Annotated in this window: 15 protein-coding genes and 1 pseudogene; 1 reads left to right on the forward strand and 15 read right to left on the reverse strand. The window is 59.4% G+C overall.

The annotated features are described in order from the left end of the window. The first annotated feature begins 118 nt into the window (after window positions 1–118). The gene (locus tag BQ9859_RS02230) at window positions 119–472 is read left to right on the forward strand and encodes a helix-turn-helix domain-containing protein (RefSeq protein ID WP_002576326.1); all 354 of its coding nucleotides are present in this window, start codon (window positions 119–121) and stop codon (window positions 470–472) included. An 80-nt stretch (window positions 473–552) separates the two neighbouring features. Here the strand turns inward: BQ9859_RS02230 and BQ9859_RS02235 are convergent, their stop codons facing one another. The 15 genes and pseudogenes from BQ9859_RS02235 to BQ9859_RS02305 form a co-directional block, all read right to left on the reverse strand. Continuing rightward, on the reverse strand, window positions 553–849 hold the full coding sequence (locus BQ9859_RS02235) for a hypothetical protein (protein ID WP_002576327.1): 297 nt from the start codon (window positions 847–849) through the stop codon (window positions 553–555). A gap of 250 nt (window positions 850–1,099) precedes the next feature. Continuing rightward, window positions 1,100–2,512, reverse strand: a complete 1,413-nt coding sequence (locus BQ9859_RS02240) for a relaxase/mobilization nuclease domain-containing protein (RefSeq protein WP_002576328.1) — start codon at window positions 2,510–2,512, stop codon at window positions 1,100–1,102. Window positions 2,513–2,570: 58 nt separating this feature from the next. After that, complete coding sequence (locus BQ9859_RS02245) at window positions 2,571–2,921, reverse strand: hypothetical protein (RefSeq protein ID WP_002576329.1); 351 nt, start codon at window positions 2,919–2,921, stop codon at window positions 2,571–2,573. Next, complete coding sequence (locus BQ9859_RS02250; RefSeq protein WP_002576330.1) at window positions 2,918–3,766, reverse strand: nucleotidyl transferase AbiEii/AbiGii toxin family protein; 849 nt, start codon at window positions 3,764–3,766, stop codon at window positions 2,918–2,920. Before BQ9859_RS02250 ends, BQ9859_RS02245 begins: the two co-directional genes overlap by 4 nt. Continuing rightward, entirely contained in the window at window positions 3,763–4,356 is a 594-nt protein-coding gene (locus tag BQ9859_RS02255; protein ID WP_002576331.1) for a type IV toxin-antitoxin system AbiEi family antitoxin domain-containing protein, read from the reverse strand. Before BQ9859_RS02255 ends, BQ9859_RS02250 begins: the two co-directional genes overlap by 4 nt. A gap of 103 nt (window positions 4,357–4,459) precedes the next feature. Further along, entirely contained in the window at window positions 4,460–4,759 is a 300-nt protein-coding gene (locus tag BQ9859_RS02260) for a CD1845 family protein (RefSeq protein WP_026649250.1), read from the reverse strand. 8 nt (window positions 4,760–4,767) lie between these two features. Beyond that, a complete protein-coding gene (locus BQ9859_RS02265; RefSeq protein WP_002576333.1) occupies window positions 4,768–5,073 on the reverse strand; it encodes a hypothetical protein in 306 nt (101 codons plus the stop codon). A 142-nt stretch (window positions 5,074–5,215) separates the two neighbouring features. After that, window positions 5,216–5,560 (reverse strand): plasmid mobilization protein, encoded by a 345-nt coding sequence (locus BQ9859_RS02270; protein WP_002576334.1) that lies wholly within the window; start codon window positions 5,558–5,560, stop codon window positions 5,216–5,218. Then, a complete protein-coding gene (locus tag BQ9859_RS12900) occupies window positions 5,557–6,633 on the reverse strand; it encodes a DUF3849 domain-containing protein (RefSeq protein WP_002576335.1) in 1,077 nt (358 codons plus the stop codon). The genes BQ9859_RS02270 and BQ9859_RS12900 overlap by 4 nt, the downstream gene beginning before the upstream one ends. A 1-nt stretch (window position 6,634) precedes the next feature. Then, window positions 6,635–13,482: pseudogene (locus tag BQ9859_RS12690) on the reverse strand (SNF2-related protein); the annotation flags it as partial. An 868-nt stretch (window positions 13,483–14,350) separates the two neighbouring features. Further along, the gene (locus BQ9859_RS02285; RefSeq protein ID WP_002576339.1) at window positions 14,351–14,566 is read right to left on the reverse strand and encodes a transposon-transfer assisting family protein; all 216 of its coding nucleotides are present in this window, start codon (window positions 14,564–14,566) and stop codon (window positions 14,351–14,353) included. Window position 14,567: 1 nt separating this feature from the next. Beyond that, window positions 14,568–17,516 (reverse strand): LPD16 domain-containing protein, encoded by a 2,949-nt coding sequence (locus BQ9859_RS02290; RefSeq protein WP_002576340.1) that lies wholly within the window; start codon window positions 17,514–17,516, stop codon window positions 14,568–14,570. A 2-nt stretch (window positions 17,517–17,518) separates the two neighbouring features. Then, entirely contained in the window at window positions 17,519–17,800 is a 282-nt protein-coding gene (locus BQ9859_RS02295; protein ID WP_002576341.1) for a hypothetical protein, read from the reverse strand. Then, complete coding sequence (locus BQ9859_RS02300) at window positions 17,797–19,896, reverse strand: type IA DNA topoisomerase (RefSeq protein WP_075876661.1); 2,100 nt, start codon at window positions 19,894–19,896, stop codon at window positions 17,797–17,799. The genes BQ9859_RS02295 and BQ9859_RS02300 overlap by 4 nt, the downstream gene beginning before the upstream one ends. Further along, entirely contained in the window at window positions 19,877–20,569 is a 693-nt protein-coding gene (locus BQ9859_RS02305) for a hypothetical protein (protein WP_002576343.1), read from the reverse strand. Before BQ9859_RS02305 ends, BQ9859_RS02300 begins: the two co-directional genes overlap by 20 nt. Window positions 20,570–20,640: the final 71 nt, after the last annotated feature.

A 20,640-nucleotide genomic window follows, 5' to 3' on the forward strand; every position in this document is an offset into this window, starting at 1 on the left:
TGACGAATAATAGCAAGTTTCTCTCCACTAATACGAAATTATACACTACTAAACATAAAATCATACTTCGTTCAAATATCATCACCCGAAATGTACAATGATATAGGATGATATTAAAATGTACCAAGATGAAAGAAAACTTGATTTTAAGCCGTTAGGTATAGCGATAAAAAAAGCTCGGGAAGCAAAAGGGTGGACACAGGAATATCTTGCCCAACTGGTAGACCTTACGCCACGCTCTATTATGTATATAGAGAACAGGGGGCAGCACCCAAGGCTTAACAAATTTTATCTCATTACTACCTTGCTTGACATCTCTGTAGACCAGTTCTTTTTTCCATGCAATGAAGATGGCGACAACAATCGCCGCAAACAAGTTGATGTACTGTTGAATGATATGGAAGAAAAGGAGCTTATCGTGATGGAAGCTACGGCTCAAGGCTTGAAAAAGGCAAGAGAAACTGCGGAATAATTAACGCTGTTTTCGTAAGCCAAGCCAACTGAAAAAAGTGCGACACCTACACAGGCTATCGCACTTTTTAGGTTATTTTTTTATTCTCCACACAAATCATAAAGCTGTTCACATCGGTTTTGAATATCTAAGATTTCTGTTTCGGTTAAACTCCTGCGGTTATGAGTAAGTTGTTGCTCTAAAAAATCACGATAGCCATCAAGTAAGGCATCCCGTAAAAGCTCGGGGGCTTTGCAATGTTCCACACCAAACCATTGCTCATCTTTTTCATCCCAAATCATAACGGTGTATCCTCGCTTAGTGTTCACCACCTCCAAAACACTATCTTTATTTAGGTAATCGTTGAATACTTCTAAAACCTTTTCAAAGGTCATCATTTTATCAGCCCTTTCATATTTTAGGTGCTTATATGTAAGTAGTTTATATACTTATTACGACTATGATAATAAAAGTAAATCATCGTGTAAAGGATACGGATATTGTTTGCGAACAAAAGTGGCAAGCGATGCCTGTGGCTATCCAGATAGCCCCACGCGCTTGTTGAGGGAAGTCCCCCAAGCCCCCTTGGAACACAGATTTTCAATCTGTGGCTGCGCGTTCTTGTGAACGCTTTTGACTGCGACCAGCTCACCGCTGGCCGTGGTCTTTTTCTTTCTGTTGCGGCTCGGTCTGCTCCATCGCCAGGACCCGATCCACGTTATTCTTGACCGTCAGCAGCTCCCGCATGGTGGCGCGGGCCTGCCGGTACTCACCGTAAGCCTTTTTCTTGTCCGCCAGTAGCTGGGCGTACTCGGTCTGAAGCTCCTTGATGGTGGGCAGCTTCTTCACATTCAGCTCGTTGAAGGCTTCCTTGGCGGCCTGGTGCAGCAAGATTTCCTCCTCATGCTCCTGCCGGAATTTCTTTGAATACCCGGCCTTGCGGTAGGCCACATAGGTCTCGCGGGTCTTGGCGTAGTTGACGATGTGGGTGCGCAGCACGGCAATCTCGGCCATGCGCTTCTCAGCGGCCTTGATCTGATCGGACAGCGCATTATAGCGGGCCGTCGCCTCTGCTGTTTTGGTTTCCAAATCGGCATAATCCAGCAGCCCATGTTCGGACAGGTAGTTGAGGGTCTGTGCCATCTGCTTGAGGTTGAACACCTTGGCCCAGCGGGCGTACCCGGCACCTTTTCCGGCCTGGAGTTTTGCCTGGATGTCCACCAGCAGATTGACCTTCGGCGGAGCGGCCTGCGGGACGGCTTGCTTGCGGGGCATATGTTCTTTCTGGCCGGAGAGGACCGCCAACAGATCGTCCAGCGTGTAGCCGTCCCCCAGCCGGTCAAAGCGGACATTGTTGCCCCAGCCCTCCGCGCCGATGGAGATGTTTTTTCCGCGCCGGTGAACGGTGAAGCCGTCCTGTTCCAACAGGCGCAGCAGCTCCTCCAGGCTGGCCGGTTTCTGCGCCAGTGCCCGGTCAATGGCCTGACGCAGCTGCTCCTTGTGGGAGGGCTTCGCCGCGTCACCCAGCCACTTGTTGTAGCTCTGGCCGCGCCGCTTGGGAGCCTCCACAATGGAGTAACCGTTCTCAACGCAGATGGTATCGCTCAGACGGTGGACGGCGCGGGTGCTGCCCCAAAAGTTGCGGAACTTGCGGTCACACTCCAGCGTGGTGGAGTTCCATATAATATGGTTGTGGACGTGAGCCTTGTCAATGTGGGTGCAGACGATGAAAGCGTGCTTGTCCTTGGTAAATCGCCGGGCCAGCTCTACGCCCAACCGGTTGGCTTCCTCCGGCGTGATCTCGCCCGGCACAAAGGACTGCCGCAGGTGGTAGGCAATCACATCGTCCGCACCGCGCACCCGGCCGGTGCGGGCGGCGTAGGTCTGCTTGTCCAGCAGGAACTGCGCATCGGCCACGCGGCTGTCACACTGGTAGCTGGTGATGAGCCTGCCGTGGTCGGTCTTTTCTGGATTTTTTACATAACCAATGATATCGCTGATCGCCTTGCCGACCGTGCGGCCCTTGCCGGTGTGCAGCGGTATAATGCGGGTGGTGGCCATGTGGGGTCCGCCTCCTTTCCAAAAAATAAGCGGCCTGCTTATCACAGACCGCATCGGTTTACTCTATATCAGTTTCCTCGTCCATATAAAAATCGAAATCTTCCTCAAAGTCATCTTCCAATTCATCCAGTTCTATCCTGGGCGGGAACCGCATTTCATATTGTTCCGTCGCCAAGGTCCGCACGGCATCCCGCCGGTCTTTCATCCGTTTCTTCAACCACGAAAGCTGTTCTTTGGATAATCGCCAGGGAAGGTTGACCAGCCGGGTAAGTGCCATTTCTTCCGCCTGCTTTTCTGGCGGGAGGGCGGCGCAGGTTTTACAAATGTGCGCGGCGTGACCCTTGCCGGAAAACTTTTCGTTTGCCTTATACTCGCCACAGACCTTGCAGTAGTGTCCACGCTTTTTCATGCCGTGCCCTCGCAACGAGCGAACAGCTGACGGACCGCAGCCATGACCGTATTCCAGCCAAGGTCGGACGCATAGGAAAACTTTTTCTGATAGGCCACCCACAGGTCCTGCATGACCGGGCTGGCCTCCACTTCATCAAAGACTTCGGCGGCCTCGGCCAGATGGCGCTCGGTGCCGCGCTTGTGGGCTGTCGCCAGAAGCGCGTCATGGAGAACGTGCGGGTCCAGAGTGCTGCCATAGAGTTGTTGCAGGATGGCGATGTCGTAAAAATCTCTCATACGGGTGTTGGTCGTGGTCCGGGTGATGATGGTTTCCAGCTTTTCGGCCAGCACGGTCTCCAGGTTATAGGCCCAAACGTCGATGGAACGGTCCTCCAGCATGAGCTTGAAGCTGTACCGCACCTCTTTAGGGGTGATGGCGTCGCCGGTAGAAATGTCGATTTTCAGCGGGGTGCGCACCCCGTCAAAGAGCGTTGTCATCGTCACCCGAATGCCGGGATATTCCGCTTCATCCATGATTTCCGAAATGCTTTTCACCTGGAAGGTAACGCCGTCGTCAATGGGAACGGCGATGATCTCGGCCATCATGTTCTCCACATCCTCCACGCTGACGTTGGCCCCCTTGACCGTTGCGTCCAGGTCCATCGTGGAGCGGGCGTCCAGACCGACCATCGCGGCCACCAGCATACCACCCTTGAGGATGAACTTGTCCCGGTATGAGGAAAGAGAAATACGTTCAAGAAAACGCTCCATCATATAGTTGCGCATCAAAACCTGCGCATCCGCAGCATTTTTCTTTGACAGGTTACGGATCAAATCTTTCAGCTGTCTGGCTGTCTTTATCATAGCAGTACCTCCAAATACTGGCGTAAAATCTTCTCGACCCGGAACAGCTTGGCATAGCGCACCAGCGTCCGCAGGTCCTTATCTTTCCGGCGAGCATACGCTTTCAAAGCGTCCTGGAATGTCTGCATCTCGATATGGCTCCGGCTGCGCAGCACATCGCAGATCGTCCGTTCCATATCATATACCGGCACATCGTGACCGAAGGGGGTCTGCGCGGTTGTCAGGCCGACCTCATGCAGCTCCGCCTTGATGGTAAAGACCTGAACGCCCTCGTCCTTGAGCCGGGTCGGATTGTAGCCCGTCTTGACCGTAATGGAATAGGCCAGCGGCTCCCGGTCGGTCAGGTCATGGAAAAACAGCGCCGTTTCATGGGAAAAAACTGCCTGCGGACAGCGAAGATGCAGCAGATACATGGCGTCCACCCAGGCGTCTTTGGAAAGATAAATCCCATGCGCCGCCTGTTCCAGCCCACGAGACTGCACGAATTGATAAAAAACAGGTTTTGAGATCCCGGCCGCGAGGACCTGCCCGGTGCGCAGCATCCCATCCTGACGTTCCATCAGCTGGTCCAGCTGTTGAAATTGGCTCACGTTCTTCACCTTCCTTTCATGCTAATATTATACGCAAAATTAGCACGAAAGTAAAGTCAAAAAATTGCCGGGCACTCACTCCCGGCAATTCTTCGCTTCCTATTCAGCCATACACCGCGTCCTGGATCGCATACCGCAGGTCCTGTACCTTGCCCACCAGCCAGACGGCGGCCATCGGCAGGCCCAGCGGGCTGACCAGGAAGGCGATCACCAGCAGGATTACGCCGTTTTGCGGCGAGTAGGTCACAAGCACCGCGATCCCCAGCAGCGCCACCACCGTGGAGACCAGGCCGAAGATGAAGCTGGACACATACAGCAGCCAGAAGCACAGCCAGGTGAACAGCGTCAGCGCCAGCACCACCGGCACGGCAAGGATTTTCAGCCCCAATTTCAAAATAAACAGCACCGCTCTCATTTCAGCGCCTCCTTCCGCCAGTCCAGGTAGGGCTGGCACAGTTCTTTCACGGCTTTTTCATCGGCTTCTGTAACTTCCCGGCGGCCTTTCGTCCGGCGGAGCAATTCAAAGTCCTGGTAATCCGTGAGCAACAGGTCAAACAGTTCCTCCGGGATTCGGCAGAGGATACCGTCCACACAGTAGCGGGAATCCTTGTTCCAAGTCAATCGGACATAGCCGCGTTTACAAGGGAGAACTTCTTCCTCCGGGTCGTGCAGCAGGTACTCATGAAAAATCTCCAAGACGTTTTCAAACGTCAACATCAGCCATCACCTCGTTTCTGACTCCATTATCAATCACACCCCACCAAAACGCAACGATACGGGCAAAGAAAAAAAAGAGGGAGGCCCGGCGATGCAGTCTGCACGCGCCGGACCTCCCTCACAGCCGGGGCGTATGCCCCTGTCACGACAGCTTTGCCAGCTGGGTCAATACCTGATGCACCCCATCCCACAAAGCCTCCTGCCTCCGGGATATATCCTCCAGGTCGGCGTCGTAAATGCGCCCGGTTTCATGCGCACGGCGGGCCAGCTGGTTTAAGTTGTTGCTGGAATAGCGCATCAGGGACACCAACTCCTTCAGCTCCGGCAGTTCCAGGCGCACCACATAACCGTCCAAGGCCATCTTGCGCAGGTAGGCTTCCCGGTTCGTTGTTCCCAGCTGGGCCATCTTCTGTTCGATCAACGCCAGTTCTTCCGGCGAGACCCGGAAGTTCAGCTGCACCTCCCGCTTGCGCTTGGGGGCGCTCATCGCTCCGGCTCCTTTTTCTTATAGATGGGGGATTTTTTCTCCGGCTTTTCAGCGGGGCGCGGCTCCTGTTTCAGCTGGCGGCGGACCGAGGGGCGGCGCTGGCGCAGCTCTTTGGAACGGTCCTCGCTGGCCAAGATGGTGACATAGGTGCCGGGCAGTTCCTTCATGCCGGTGATCGCCAGACTGCGGAACGGCAGCAGCGTCATCAGCTGGTCATGGGCCTGGGTGCCTGCGCGGGCCAGAAAGTCTGGCGAAACGCGGGCCATGTAGTGGGTGCCGTGGGGGCTGTTGGGTGTACCCGGCGCACGAAGCTCCTGCAAAAGCCGGGCGGCCTCGGCACGGATTTCCTCCGGCGTCAGCGGCTGGAGCCGCAGATAATCCTGCCGCGCCTGGCTCAAGAACAGATCGACCAGGCCGGAGTGGCTGTCCACCACAAAGTCCAGGTTGCGTTCGCCGCCAAAGCCGTCCGGGTTGGGCGGGATGTCCACCGTCCTGGCCCACGCCTTGTTGGCCGGGCTGAAACGCTCATCCCACTCTTTCTGCTGCACGGTATTTGCCAGCACATAGAGGATGCGGGTGTAGCCGAACTGCTCGATCACCTGGGGTACCGCGTCCTTGTCCAGCCGGTTGTCCCGGTAATGTTCCGAAATGGCCGCCTCGATGGCCTCCTTGCAGGCGATGTTGGCGCGGCGGGACGCCCGGTACAAATCCAGGTCGCCCTGTTCGCGGGCATAGGCGGCGTCGTGGCGGTAGAGCGGCAGTTCCCGCTGGGCGTCCAGCGCCGCATCGGCCCGCTGCTCGATGCTGTCCCGCACCACATCCATGTAGGAAGTCTCCCGGTCAGAAAACTCCTTGTAGACATCGGCCAGCGGGGACGACGACGCCAGCAGCGCGGCGGCCCGGCTTTGGGGCAGATCCAGCTCCTCCATCGCCATCAGGATGTCCTCCCGGACCGTGTACTCATAGGTATGCTTTAGAATTTCCTCCGGGGGCTGGCTTTTCAGCCAGTCCCGGAACTTGTCCTGTTCGGCGGCCATCTTCTCATAGAGGGCCGTGTTTTTGTCGGTATTCATGTTATCGCACCTCCTGTTCGTGGTGTTTGGGTTTCTTTTCGGGGCAGCGCGGCGGCACCGGGCGTTTCAGACCCTCCAGCACCGAGGGGCGGCTGCTCTTGGCAAGCACCGCCTCCGGCGCAGGGCGGCCCCGGCCGTCCATGTTCAGCAGTACATCCAGCTCGGCCAGCCGGGCGGATTTGTCCCGCAGCTCCTGCTCCTGTGGGAAGGGCTTACCCACCTCTGCCTTGGCGGCGGCCTGCTGCTGGTAGAGGTTGTCCAGCTGGTTCTTCACCGCTTCCAGCCGCTGGGGCATCTGACTGAGCGCATTGTCGATACGGGTTAGATTTCCACGGGGGTCTGTGCCCAGCGTCGCCCGGTGGGTCATCTGGCCTTTCAGCAGGAGCATATACTCCTGCCGGAAAGCGTCAAACGACACCGACATAGTGAAGCCCCGGTAACTGCCCACCGGCACCGGGTCGGCCCCTTTGACCTCCTTGCAGGCGTCCAGCAGCGCCGCACCGGCGTTCTCCTTGTCGGTGAGGGTGTCGCCACGGACTTCCATCCCGGCAAAGCCGTCCTCCGGGTGAGGATGAGCGGCCAGGGTCGCCATATCCGCTTCCAGCCCGGCGATAAAGCCCTTGTTTTTCTCGATCTCCTCCGGGAAGGTTTTGAGCAGCTGGTCCTCCAGGCGGTACTGCTTGCTCTGGTGGTCGGCCTTCATCAGCTTTAACCGCGCCACGTCCACATCCAGGTCCATGCGTTCCTTGATGCGCGGGTCCCCGGCGCACAGCGCCTTGATCTCGGCAAAGGACAGCGCGGTTTCGTCCACATCGTCGCAGCTTCGCACCGGCGATTTGGAGGTCATAATCTGGCTGATGAATTTCTGTTTGTTTTCCACCGTCTGCCAGAGGTAGGCGTCAAACGTCCCCTCAGTGACATAGCGGTACACATGGACAGTCTCGTTCTGGTTGCCTTGGCGCTCAATGCGGCCCTTTCGCTGGGCCAGGTCGCCGGGCCGCCACGGGCAGTCCAGGTCATGCAGCGCCACCAGGCGATCCTGCACGTTGGTGCCTGCACCCATCTTGGCCGTGCTGCCCAGCAGGACGCGCACCTGGCCGGTGCGGACCTTGGAGAACAGCTCCTTTTTGCGCACCTCGGTGTTGGCCTCATGGATAAAGGCAATCTGCTCGGCGGGCACACCTTTAGCGATGAGCTTCTGCCGGATGTCCTCGTAGACCGTAAAGGCCGGTTCCGGCTCGTCCAGCGGCACCGCGTCCTCCAAAGCGTGGAGGGTCGGGTTGTCCAGCGCCTTCGCTACCTTTTTGGCAGGCCGGGCCTGGGGCGTGGAGATGTCGCAGAACACCAGCTGGGTCAGCTTGTCGGCCTCGCCGTCCCGCCAAATCTGCATGATATTGTCCACGCATTGATTGACCTTGGTGCCCGGCTCATCCGGCAGCAGCTGGTTGATGATCCGTTGGTCCAGCCCCAGCTTGCGCCCGTCGCTGGTGATCTTGAGCATATTGTCCTGGGACGGGTCCACCGTGCCGCTGTGTACCAGGGAAGCGCGTTCCGAGAGCGCCTTCACCATTTCCTGCTGCTGTTCGGTGGGCTGGGCCACGATGTTGTGATATTCTACCTCCGGGGTGGGAAGATGGAGCTGGTCGGCGGTCTTGATGTCTGCCACCTCTTTGAACAGGTTCATCAGCTCCGGCAGGTTGAAGAACTTGGAGAAGCGGGTCCGCGCCCGGTAGCCGGTCCCTTCCGGGGCAAGCTCCAAAGCGGTCACTGTCTCCCCGAAGCGGCTGGCCCAGCAGTCAAAGTGCGCCATGCCCAGCTCTTGCAGCCGGTCATATTGGAGATACCGCTGCATGGTGTAAAGCTCGGTCATGCTGTTGGAAACCGGCGTGCCGGTGGCAAAAACTACACCGCGCCCGCCTGTGATTTCATCCATGTACCGGCACTTGGCAAACATATCGCTGGATTTCTGCGCGTCCGTAGTGGAAAGGCCCGCCACATTCCGCATTTTTGTATAGAGGAACAGGTTTTTATAATTGTGCGCCTCGTCCACAAAGAGCCGGTCCACGCCCAGCTGTTCAAACGTCACCACATCGTCCTTGCGGTCCTCGGCTTGCAGCTTTTCCAGCCGCGCCTCCAAAGACTTTTTCGTGCGTTCCAGCTGCTTGACGGTGAACCGTTCCCCGCCGCTGGCCTCCACCTCGGCGATACCCTCGGTGATTTCCCAAATCTGCTCATGCAGCAGCCGCTCCTGGCGTTCCTTGCTGATGGGGATTTTCTCGAACTGGGAGTGACCCATGATGATGGCGTCGTAGTCGCCGGTGGCAATACGGGCACAGAACTTCTTGCGGTTGTGCTTCTCGAAGTCCTTTTTGGTTGTCACCAGGATGTTCGCGGACGGGTACAGACGCAGGAACTCCGAAGCCCACTGTTCGGTCAGGTGGTTGGGCACCACGAATAAGCTCTTTTGGCACAGCCCCAGCCGTTTGGCCTCCATCGCGGCCCCTACCATTTCAAACGTCTTGCCCGCGCCCACCTCATGGGCCAACAGCGTGTTGCCGCCGTACAGCACATGGGCGATGGCGTTTTTCTGGTGTTCCCGCAGGGTGATGGCCGGGTTCATGCCGCCAAAAACAATGTGGCTGCCATCATATTCGCGGGGGCGGGTGGCGTTCATTTCCTCATTGTACTGGCGCACCAGCGCCTGCCGACGTTCCGGGTCGCGCCAAATCCAGTCGCGGAAAGCATCCCGGATGGCCTGCTGCTTTTGGGCGGCCAGGGTGGTTTCCTTGGCGTTCAGCACCCGGCGTTCCTTGCCGTCCGCGTCCTCCACGGTGTCGTAGATACGCACATCCCGCAGATTGAGGGAATCTTCGAGGATTTTATAGGCGTTGGCGCGGCTGGTCCCGTAGGTCGAATAGGCGGCCACGTTGTTTTGCCCCACGACATTTTTGCCGGAGATCTGCCATTCCGCCGTAAAGGGGGTGTAGTGGACTTCAATGCTGCGCTGGAGGTAAAAAGGCGTGTCGAAGGTCTCGTACATGAATTGCTGGATGTACTCCTTGTCGATCCACGTCGCACCCAACCGCACCTCGATCTCGGAAGCGTCCAGGTCTTTGGGCTGGGCAGCGGTCAGGGCCTCCACGTTGACCGCAAAGGCCGGGTCCTGCTCCGCCGCCCGCTGGGCCTGGCGCAGCTTCCGGCGCACGTTGCCGGAGAGGTATTCATCGGCGGTCACATAATGGGGCGTTCCGTCCGGCTCAGTCTGGCCCGGTACACGGAAGATGACACCGCGCAGCTCGTCAGCCAATTCTTCGCCGGTTTTGCCGGTGAGCTGTTCCATGTAGGCCATATCCACGCAGGCTTTTTCAGAAATGGAGACCGCCAGGGCCTCGGAGGCGGTGTCTACGGTGGTGACGGCCTCATGTGGCTTGATCGTGCGTTTGGTGAACATATCTGCCTTGCGCTCCAACCGGCCATCCTCGTCCAGCACCTCCAGGGCACAGAGCAGGTAATAGCTGCTGTCATCGGCAAAGGCCAGCCGGTTCGCCCGGTCATTGATAAGTCCGTACTTGGCGGAAAAATCGTCATAGCGGCGGTTCAGTTCGGCTATCTGCGCCCGGATGTCGGCATCCGGCGCGGCGGCGTCCATCTCCAGGTCGATGAGCCGCTGCACACAATCCCGCAGCCCCACCAGCCCTTTGACGCGGGCCTCGGCGGTGGCGTTCAGGTCGGGGCGCACCATGCGGCTGTTTTCCCGGAAGTACACCGCGCCGTCCACCACCGTGTAGGAGTAGTTCTTCACATTGGGGTCAGCCGGGAGGGATTCGTCGATGTCCTCGCCCTCGCCCAGCTCCGGCAGCGCGGCCTCCTGGTAGGTGCCGCGAATGTACTTCACGGCATCGTGCAGCTGATCGGCCAGCTCCAGCCCCTCGATGGGGGCCACGGTGTAATCCTGTTTGCCGTATTGGGTGCTTTCGGCGGTGGGCCGCCCCAGCACCATCTCCGGGTGATCCAGAAAATACTGGTTGACCGTGAAGCCTTCCTCGGTCCGGCCGGTTTGGGTCCAGTCCGGGGCGATGTCCAGCGGGCGGTCCCGCTTTTGCAGAAACAGGATGTCGGACACCACATCGGTCCCGGCATTGGCGCGGAAAGCGTTGTTGGGCAGGCGGATCGCCCCCAGCAGCTCGGCCCGCTGGGCCAGATACCGGCGCACGGTGGAATCCTTGGCGTCCATTGTGTAGCGGCTGGTGACAAAGGCCACCACGCCGCCGGGGCGCACCTGGTCCAGCGCCTTGGCAAAAAAGTAGTTGTGGATGTTGAAGCCCAGCTTGTTGTAGGCTTTGTCGTTCACCTGGTACTGGCCGAAAGGGACGTTACCGATGGCAAGGTCATAGAAGTCCCGCCGGTCGGTGGTCTCAAAGCCCGCCACGGTGATGTTAGCCTTGGGGTAGAGCTGCTGGGCAATCCGCCCGCTGATGGAATCCAGCTCCACGCCGTACAGCCTGCTCCCGGCCATGCTCTCCGGCAGCATCCCGAAGAAATTACCCACGCCGCAGGCGGTTCCAGAATGTTGCCGGTGCGGAAGCCCATCTGCTCCACGGCCTCATAGATGGCGCGGATGACGGTGGGGCTGGTATAGTGGGCGTTGAGGGTGGAGGCCCGCGCCGCAGCGTATTTCTCTGGGGTCAGCAGTTCTTTCAGTTCCGAATACTCGGCATCCCACGCGGGTTTGTCCGGGTCAAAGGCATCCGCCACGCCGCCCCAGCCCACATAGCGGGACAATACCTCCTGCTGTTCCGGCGTGGCCTGCCCGGTGGTCTCTTCCAGATATTTCAGCAGCTTGATCGCCGCCACATTGGCCTGGTACTTGGCCTTGGGGCCGCCCTCGCCCAGATGGTCGTCGGTGATGCGGAAGTTCTCGGCGTTGCGGCGCAGGTTGTCCCGGTACTCCTGATAGGCCGCCTGTTCGGCTGCCCTCTGGTTGGGGAAAGTCTGCCACTCACCGTTCACCGGGATGGCGACCGGGTGATCCGGCTTTTCCTCCGGCTGCGTGTCCGGCGTCGGTTCAGGCGGCGTGGGTTCCGGCCGGTCAACGTGCAGCCGTTCCACCACCACGTCATAGGGAAGTCCGTTTTTGTCACCGGGGTAGACGGCCACCGTCTCGGAGTGGAACGCCGGTGCCTCAGCAGCTTCTTCAATGGGCTTGGCGGTTTCGGCAGGTTCTTCCACGGCGGCAGGGGCTTCCATATACGGTTCATCCTGCTCCTGCACAAAGCCGTCCAGCTGGCGGGCATATAGCCCGCGCAGCAGCGGTGCAACCTCATCCCAGCGGAAGAACAGCATGGCCAGTCGCTTCTCGTCCGCGTCCAGCACTTCCAGCTCGATGCCTTCGGGTATGGTTCGGTAGTCGGCGGTATCGCCGGTCTCCAGCTCCATCGTCTCGATGATGTCAGGATAGGCCCGGCTCAGCCACAGGGCGACCTCCCGGTTGCTCTTGCCGGTGCGCAGCAGTTCGGAAAGCTCCGCCTTGTTCGGCGCGCCGATCAGGCCGTGGGCCAGCACGTCCCGCAGGTCCTGGTCCGCCGTGTCAGGGTTGACGGGCAGGAACTCGGTGTAGAAGTCGTTGCGGTTGTCTGCCCGCAAAAGCTGCTCGAACCGCTCCCGGCTCTCGACCCGGTAGATGGGATAGCTCATGCCGGTGGGCAGCAGCTGCACCGTATCCTCCCGCAGTTCGGTAATTTGATGGGCGCGGTCATCCAGATAGACGGTATTGCCCACATTGTAAACCGGGGCGGACGGATCGTAGGCGGTGCGCTCCGGGATGGTGCCCCGGATGGCGGCATATTCCTCGTCCGACACCGTGATGTCGATCTCATGGGTGGGTTCGCCGCTGCCAATGGTGAGGGTGTCGCCCTCGCGGGTGACGGGCTGGCCGGATAAGTCCGGCACAGGCGGCTTTGCCGCTGCCTCGGCCTGTTCCTCGGTTGCGACGGCCTCCACATCCCGCATGACCTGCCGGATGAATGGATCACTGTCCAGCTTTTCCGGGTCCACCACCTGGCCGTTCACGATGCCGCGCTCGGCCAGGGCCTCCCGGATGGCGATGGAGTCGATGTTGTCAAATCGGTCCTGCTCCGCCTCGGTGTAGAACCGATCTTCCTTGATGAGCTGGACGATCCGGCGCTGCACCTTGGGCCAGGGCACGTCGCCCGCCGCGCCGTCCACCGTCACAGGCAGGGCCGGGAGATCATCGCCGTACTCCTGCCGCAGCCAGGCGGCGGTATCCTTTTCACGGGCATGGTCCTTCATGTAGCGGACAACCGCGTGCTTACTTTCAATATTGCCGTTCCATTCCTGGATGGCGGCGTCGATCTCCGCCTGGGTCAGCGCCCGGCGCACAGGTTCCGCCTGCGCAGCGGGTTTGGGCATAGAAAAAGCAGAGGGCGTTTTCACACTCTCTGCTTCGTCGATTTTATGGATTTGTTCCGCTTCGGAGAGGAACAGGTTTAAGGTCAGCTGTTGATAAGTTCCGCCAGCAGGATCTCCTCCGCCTGGGCCTTGCAGGTGTTCATCAGGCCCACCCACTGCATGGGGTCGCTGGCTTTCAGCTGCTCCGTCGCGCCCGCTGCCTCCGCCAGCCGGGGCATCATCTGCTCCAGACGGCTGTTCGCGGTCTCGTCGATCTCCCGAAGGTGCGGGTACAGCTTCTCGCTCATCAGCAGCTGGTTGTAGAGGATGGGCCGGTGTTCCTTCAGGTACGCTTTGCGCATCCTGCCGTACTTGCCCAGGGGCTTCTCCGGCTGTTCGGACAGCTTCAGGTCGGGGATCAGGTAATCGCCGTTCCTCGTGTAAGTCAGGTTGTTTTCCATGTGTGGCACTCCTTTCCGCGCCCTTGGCGCGCTCATAGTTCTGGATGGTGACGCCGATCTGCCGCAGTACCTGCTGGTTTATCTGGCTGACCGCCGTGCCCAGCGCCCCCACGGTGGCGGGGGTGTTGAAGTCGAAGATCGCCATGAAATCCTCATGGCTGAAATACTGCTCCGGCTCCAGCCCACAGCGGGACATCAGGGCATAGGTGATGCTGACAGCGGCGGTGGATTTGAACTGGACTTCGATGTTGTACTCATCGTACTCTTCCAAAAAGGAACCGTCAACGATAGGGAGAATATCCCGCCGGTGGTCGGCCCAGTATTCCTCCGCCAGCTTGGCGGCCACATCGTCCAGCTGCTGGGCCAGGTCGCCGCCGCTCACATCATAGTTGCGTTCCAGCATCGCCATGACCGGCGCGGTGTGTTCCTCGTTCATCGTCCACAGCCAGGGGGTGCGGGAGTGTTCACGGGTGCCGGTGTCGGAAATGTCGAATACATACCGCAGTCGGGGCCGGTCCCCGGAATCATCCACCAGGGCGATGCCCTTGGACCCGCGCCGCACATACCGGCCCATGCGGTTGTTCCACAGGTCGTACTCGGCGCAGGCGGTAGCGTCCGGGCGCTGGGCGTAGATCATCAGCTGTTCATGGAACGGATATTTGTAGAGGCGGGCGGCGGTGGTGAGAAAGCCCGCCCACTCCTGCCAGCTGCCGGTGAGCTGCCGCGCCACCTGGTCGGCCATCTGCGCGTATTGTTCTGCTTTGGTTGGCATGGGATTCTGTCCTCCTTCCTGGTCTTATATAAAAGCAGGGCGGCACGGTGGCCGCCCTGCGGGTCAAAACAGTGTGTTATTCATCAAAATCCGGGTACAGCTCCAGCTCGTCAAACTCGGCGTCGGTCATGGCGCGCAGCTTGGCGAGGGTACTGTCGGTCAGGGCCAGCAGCTCGTCCTCGTCCGCCTGCAAGTGGCCGCGCATCTCGGTCAGGGCCTCGATGGCCCCCTGGCGGGTGCCGGGGTTGTAGATGCACAGCAGGTTGGTTTCCTCAAAAGTCAAAGCGTTCATATCAGATCTCCCTTTCCGCGCTCTTTTTGGGCGCTGTCTTTTTATGTTCGGGTTTGGGCTGGCTTTTCAGCTGCTCCACAACGGACTTCCGTTTTTCCGGCAACTCCCGTTGGGGCGGCTGCCGCTGGCCGTTGTTGAGAATGCCGTCGATCATGCCGTAGTCATCCTCCACGGCCATTTCCGCATTTTTCAGCGGGTTGTCCGGCAGGAAGCCGGGAACCTCGGCAAAGCCGAAGCTGTCGCAGTAGTGACAGGATACCTTGCCGTCCCGCTTGATGGCAACGATGTCGCTGACGCTCATGGACGGGTGACGGTAGTCGGCGGGGTGTTCATTGTTGAAGCGGTAAAAAAGCTGTTCGGCAGTATCGCCCTTCAAATCGGAGGGCAGCAGCGGCGCGGTGTAGACTAGATCGTAGTTGTCCCGCTGCGCCGTCTGCCCGATGGACTTGAGCCATTCCAGCCCCTCATAGCGGATGTCCCGCAACTCGTCGGTGTGCTTCACCTGATAAATAGCGAAGCAGTCGCCCTTGTGATCGAGGAACGCCTGCTCCCGTTCCTGCTGGTGGTCCATGCGCTCCTTGACCTGAGCATCGAAAGCCGGGCTTTCCTCCCATTCCTCGCGGGTGACGGCGAAGATCCCGTCGTAGGCGTCCAGGTCGGTGGTATCAAAAGCCATCGCCGGATTCTCACCCTGCTGGACGATATAAACGGTCAGGTCGCGCTCCATCAGCTCATAGGCCCGCTCTTTGGAGAGGGGCAGAAGGTCCCCGTCCAGATAGCCGCTCTTTTCCAAATCGTCCTGGGTCAGCGTGGGGTCCGGCATGGGGTACTCGTCCAGGTGCTGCTCCGGGGCGTCCGGCAGCATGGTAGTTTCCGGGGCGGCGGCCTGGGCCGCTGCCTGCATCTGCTGGACAGCCGCCTCCTGCAAAGTTTCGATCATGGACAGCGGCGCATACTGAATGGATTGGCCGCCCATGTCGTGCATCTCGCAGATTTTCAGCGCGGCGGTGGACAGGGGCAGCTCCGGGGCGTCCAGCTGGCCGCCGTCCAATGCCCGCATTGTGCCCTTGTCGTAGATAGTGTAGTCATAACCGCCGTCACAGGGCTGGACGTGGAGGTACAGCCGTCCGTCCAACTCATAGAGCTTTTCCGCCTGCGCCTGGGCCTTGACCTGCTCAGCCGTCATACTGCCATCTTGAAGGGCGTTGTGCAGTTTTACACACTCGTCATAGGTTCCCGCATAAAGTACCTCTCCGGGGATAAGGGATAAATCATCCGCAACGGTATATTCCTGGATATAGGTACTGTCTGCCGGTGAGGTACGCTCAAAATTGCTGTGGAGCTTGTAAGCATGGCGGGCGGGAGCCTGCATGGGGACCTCCGCCTCCGATGCGGCTTCCTGCTGCGGCACTGTCTGTTCCGACTGGGCGGCCAGGTCAATACCGCGCTCCTTGCAGATAACCTTATAGTGCCGGTCAATGTCCGCGATCAGTTCCCCGGCCGCCTTGTTGATGGTCTCCAGACTGGCCCGCAGCTCCGGTAGCTCCTTACCCTGGCTCCAGTTGGCGATGTAGCCGAAGCTGTTCTCGCCGGTCTGGATACCGTAATACTGGCAGACGGCATAGGAAATGCTCTCGGCCTCCACCTCCTCGGTGTTGCGGTCTTTCTTCTTGGGCGGCTCCTTATCACCGGCCCTGGCCGCTTCCTCCTGGGCCTTGGCGTAGTTGTGCAGCTTGCTGTGGGCGATCTCATGGACGGCGGCGGAAACGGTCTGCACCTCGCTCATGCCTGCCCGGATGGCGATGCGCTGCTGGTCCGGCGAGAAATACCCGTCCATGTTGGCGGCCATCGGCTCCACGGAGAGCGGCACCGGCGCGGACCGGCGCAGGGCCTCCATGAAAGCCTCGTAGTTCTGGACATTCCCGGACAGGGAGGACGCCAGCTCCGGCAGGGGCTTGCCGTCCGTCTGGCTCACATCAAACACCTTCACCGGGCGGAACATGGGGATCTCAACTTCCCGTTCCTCCATGACCGCCTTGCCCTCTGCATCCAGGATGGGGGCTTTGGTGTCCGGGTCCAACTTCTGTTCCTCGATCTTTTTCTTGAACGGCGTTGGCGCGATGATGGTAATACCATGCTCACCCTTTTTCACATGGCGCTCAAACTGATTTTTCCACTTGTTATATCCGGCTACCAGCGTGGCGTCCGGCTTCTGCATATAGATGAGCATGGTGTTGTTGACGGAATAGCGGTGGAACCGGGACATCACAGACAGGTAGCGCATATACTTTTCGCTCTCGAACAGCTCCTTGATGCCCTGTTCAATGCCCGCCGTGATTTGCTGCAACCGTTCCCGGTTGGTGGGTTTGTCAGCCATGATGTTCACTCTCCCTTCTATGGCCGAAATTTCAGCGGTGTGTTCTGCGATCCACTGGTCCTGTTCCTCGGTGCTGCTGTCGAGAAAGGTGTCCAGCAGATAGCCCATGTAGTCTTTTTTTTGGACGGCCTCCAAAAAGCGCGGGTGCGGGTCCTCGTCCGCCGTCTTGGGGGAATAGTCGGCCTCCCATTTTCGGAGCAAGTGATAGTAGTCCGTCAGGACGCGCCAGCCGTGTTCTCGTTTTTCTTTCCGCACCTGCGCCTCGGTTTTCTGCCGGACATAACTTCGCCGGATCGGGGCCTTGCTGTCATAAGAAAGGCCAAAATCCTGGGCCAGCTTTTCAGCGGCCCCCTTGGGGGACAGGTCATAGAGCCGGGCGGTGAAGTCGATCACATCGCCGTCTGCGCCGCAGCCAAAACAGTGGAAACGGGTGTCCACCTTCATGCTGGGGTGGCGGTCATCGTGGAAGGGGCAGCAGGCCATACCGCCGCGCCCCACTGCGATGCCGTAAAGCTCCGCCGCCTCTCTGGCGGTGACGGACTGTTTTACGACTTCAAAGACGCTCTCGCCCATGCTTACTTGCCGCCCGCTTTCGTGACGGGTGGTTTGTACCCGGCGGCCTTGGCCCGTTCGCTGGCGGCCTTGCGGCGCTCGGCGCTGTACGGCTCCCGCACCGATACGCAGCGTTTGGGCACCGTAAAGGTCTGACGGTCCTTTTTCACGATCTGGTCCGGGTATTTTTCCGCCAGCCGCCGCAGCTTTTCCAGCAGGCGCGGGTCGTGGGAATAGACCTCGGCGGTGGCCTCGGCCTGGTTGTAGAGGATAATCGTTTCCTGTTCATACAAACTCAGTTTCATTTGCCGCCGCCTTTCTGCCGGTCAAATTCCAGCTTGAAGTTGACGTACTGGCCGGTATCTTCCAGCACCACGGTGGCGTCGTAGGTCTTGCCGCTTTTCTCGGAGTACAGCCCGGTCACATGGGCGCGGCCATCTTTCAGCAGCGCCGCCACAATGGCCTTGGTGGGTTGTTTGCGCTTCGCTGCCCACCAGTTGTTGTTCTTCCAGATCGCAAATTTGCAAGATTGGTCCTGACAGAAGAAGCCTTTTTGCATTTCTGCAATTTCACCGCCGCAGCGGGGGCATTTGCCCACCACCTCGCGGGGCGGGGCAAACAGGTACTCGCTGCCCTTGATGACCTGATAAGTTCCCACCAGCTCCTTCAGCATGGCGGTGATCTCAGCCATGAAGTCCTCCGGGGCCAGCTCGCCGCGCTCGATCTCGCCCAGCCGGTACTCCCACTCAGCGGTCAGCAGCGGGGATTGCAGTTGCTCCGGCAGGACGGTAATCAGGGAAATGGCATCGTGGGACGGCAAAAGCTGCACGGTTTTCTTGCTCTTTTTGCGTTCCAGGAAGCCGGTGGACACCAATTTCTCTAAAATTCCGGCGCGGGTGGCGGGGGTGCCCAGCCCCTTGCGCTCGGCGTCCTCCGGCATATCGTCTTTTCCGGCAGTCTCCATCGCAGAGAGTAAGGTATCCTCAGTGAAGTGCTTGGGCGGGGTGGTCTTGCCCTCCTTGACGGCGGCACCGGCAACCGGCAGCGCCTGGCCCTCGGTTAGTTCCGGCAGGGCCTTGTCCTCGGAATTGCCGTCCGGTTCCACATTTTTCATGCTGGCCCGGTAGGCGGCGTCCAGCGCCCGCCAGCCGGGCTGCTTCACCGTGCGGCCTTTGGCGGTAAACTCCGCACCAGCGCAGTCCACAACAACGGCGGTTTCTGCAAAGTTATAGGGCGGGGCCACCGCGCACAGCAGCCGCAGCGCCACCAGCTCCAGAATGGCCCGTTCACCCACCGGCAGAGCGGACAGATCCGCCTCGCGGATGTTCCGGGTGGGGATCACCGCATGGTGGTCGGTCACTTTCTTGTCGTGGATGACCGCCGCCGCATCGCAGGAAATGGCGATGCCTTTGCGAAACGGCATGGCGTTGGCGACCAAATTCACCAGCACCGGCAGGCCCTCGGCCATGTCGGAGGTCAGGTAGCGGCTGTCCGTCCGGGGATAGGTGCAGAGCTTCTTTTCATAGAGGTTTTGCAGGTAGTCCAGTGTCTGCTGCGCCGTGAACCCCAGCAGGCGGTTGGCGTCCCGCTGGAGAGTGGTGAGGTCATAGAGGGCGGGCGGCTTCTCGGATTTGTCCCTGCGCTCCACCTGCTTGACCGTCACCGTACCGCCCTGGCAGGCAGTTTTCAGCTGTTCGGCATCGGCTTTTTTGTCCATGCGGGCGCTGGCAGCGGTAAAACCGGGCAGGTCCAGAGCCACAGAATAGAACGGCACCGGCTTGAAGGCGTCGATCTCTGCCTCCCGCTGGACGATGAGGGCCAGCGTCGGGGACATGACCCGCCCGATATTGAGGGTGCGGTGGTACAGCACCGAGAACAGTCGGGTGGCGTTGATACCCACCAGCCAGTCGGCCTTGGCCCGGCAGAGGGCCGCCTGGTGCAGCCCGTCATAGTCCGCGCCGGGGCGCAGGTTGGCAAAGCCCTCCCGGATGGCGGAATCCTCCATGCTGGAAATCCACAGCCGTTTCATGGGCTTCTGGCAGCCCGCCAGGCAGTAGACCGTGCGGAAAATCAGCTCGCCCTCGCGCCCGGCGTCGCAGGCGTTGACTACCTCGGTCACGTCCTCCCGCCGCAGCAGGGTGCGCAGCACATCGAACTGATCCCGCTTGTCTTTGGCGATGGTGAAGCGCCAGGACTCCGGCAAAATGGGCAGGTCATCATAGCGCCACTTGGCGTAGTCGGGGTTGTAGGTGGCGGCGTCCGCCAGCCCGGCCAGGTGCCCCAGGCACCAGCTCACCAGCCAGCCGCCGCCCTCCAGGTAGCCGTCTTTGCGGGTAGCAGTGCCCAGCACGGCGGCCAGGGATTTTGCCACAGAGGGCTTCTCAGCGATCACCAATCGCATCTTCCTCTACCTCCATTTCTTCGTTGGATTTTTTCAGTTTTCTGGAAACGCTGTTGCCATCGTCCAGAAGGCAGTCATAACCGACGTTGTAATCATAGCGGTACAGCTTTCCCAGCAGGTCGTTGATGATGACACGGCAGGCCAGCAGCACCCGCGTCTTATCCACCTGCATGAGCTGGTAACGGCGGTAATCGCTGAAATATTCCTCGCGCAGATGTGTCCGGGCGGCGGTTTCCTCCATCAGAATGTCGATCACGTCCTTGTCGCCGTCCTCTTTCGCGCCCTCGGCATAGTTCAGCATCTCCATCACCATCGGGAAGCTCTGCTCATCCTTCGGGGCTTCCTCTTTGAGATAGCCGATCAAGGCGCAGAACAGGAACCGGGCCGCTGTCTGCTCCGGCTCGGTCAGAGCGGAAAGGGTTTCCTGCCCGCTGGGCAGAAGTTTGTTGCAGACAAAATCGTGGACCTCGCCGCGGAACAAGTGGCGGATGGCGTCGATGGACAGCGCCGGTTTGGAGGTGTCTGTATCGTCCTCCACTTTGTAGATTTCAAATTCTTCTTCGTCTGTCTTTTTGCGCACCTTGGCGAGCGCCGTGCAAACGATGTCGCCGCCAAAGTAGACGCCGAAGCAGATCAGGTCGAACACAATGAGAAATTGGATAAAATAATTCATTTTGCTTTTCTCCTTTCGCGCAGCCACGCAGTCAGTTCTTTGTGGCAGAAGCCCACGCAGGGCTGGCCGGG

This window comes from Merdibacter massiliensis (genome assembly GCF_900155395.1).
GTDB classification, from domain to species: domain Bacteria; phylum Bacillota_I; class Bacilli_A; order Erysipelotrichales; family Erysipelotrichaceae; genus Merdibacter; species Merdibacter massiliensis.

What these genes read in the sequence shown, in the direction of transcription:
- BQ9859_RS02290 (WP_002576340.1), bottom strand. Translation starts at nt 17,516, where the DNA reads ATGGGCGAGAGCGTCTTTGAAGTCGTAAAACAGTCCGTCACCGCCAGA.
- BQ9859_RS02240 (WP_002576328.1), bottom strand. Translation starts at nt 2,512, where the DNA reads ATGGCCACCACCCGCATTATACCGCTGCACACCGGCAAGGGCCGCACG.
- BQ9859_RS02295 (WP_002576341.1), bottom strand. Translation starts at nt 17,800, where the DNA reads ATGAAACTGAGTTTGTATGAACAGGAAACGATTATCCTCTACAACCAG.
- BQ9859_RS02250 (WP_002576330.1), bottom strand. Translation starts at nt 3,766, where the DNA reads ATGATAAAGACAGCCAGACAGCTGAAAGATTTGATCCGTAACCTGTCA.
- BQ9859_RS02285 (WP_002576339.1), bottom strand. Translation starts at nt 14,566, where the DNA reads ATGAACGCTTTGACTTTTGAGGAAACCAACCTGCTGTGCATCTACAAC.
- BQ9859_RS02265 (WP_002576333.1), bottom strand. Translation starts at nt 5,073, where the DNA reads ATGTTGACGTTTGAAAACGTCTTGGAGATTTTTCATGAGTACCTGCTG.
- BQ9859_RS02270 (WP_002576334.1), bottom strand. Translation starts at nt 5,560, where the DNA reads ATGAGCGCCCCCAAGCGCAAGCGGGAGGTGCAGCTGAACTTCCGGGTC.
- BQ9859_RS02305 (WP_002576343.1), bottom strand. Translation starts at nt 20,569, where the DNA reads ATGAATTATTTTATCCAATTTCTCATTGTGTTCGACCTGATCTGCTTC.
- BQ9859_RS02300 (WP_075876661.1), bottom strand. Translation starts at nt 19,896, where the DNA reads ATGCGATTGGTGATCGCTGAGAAGCCCTCTGTGGCAAAATCCCTGGCC.
- BQ9859_RS12900 (WP_002576335.1), bottom strand. Translation starts at nt 6,633, where the DNA reads ATGAATACCGACAAAAACACGGCCCTCTATGAGAAGATGGCCGCCGAA.
- BQ9859_RS02230 (WP_002576326.1), top strand. Translation starts at nt 119, where the DNA reads ATGTACCAAGATGAAAGAAAACTTGATTTTAAGCCGTTAGGTATAGCG.
- BQ9859_RS02235 (WP_002576327.1), bottom strand. Translation starts at nt 849, where the DNA reads ATGATGACCTTTGAAAAGGTTTTAGAAGTATTCAACGATTACCTAAAT.
- BQ9859_RS02245 (WP_002576329.1), bottom strand. Translation starts at nt 2,921, where the DNA reads ATGAAAAAGCGTGGACACTACTGCAAGGTCTGTGGCGAGTATAAGGCA.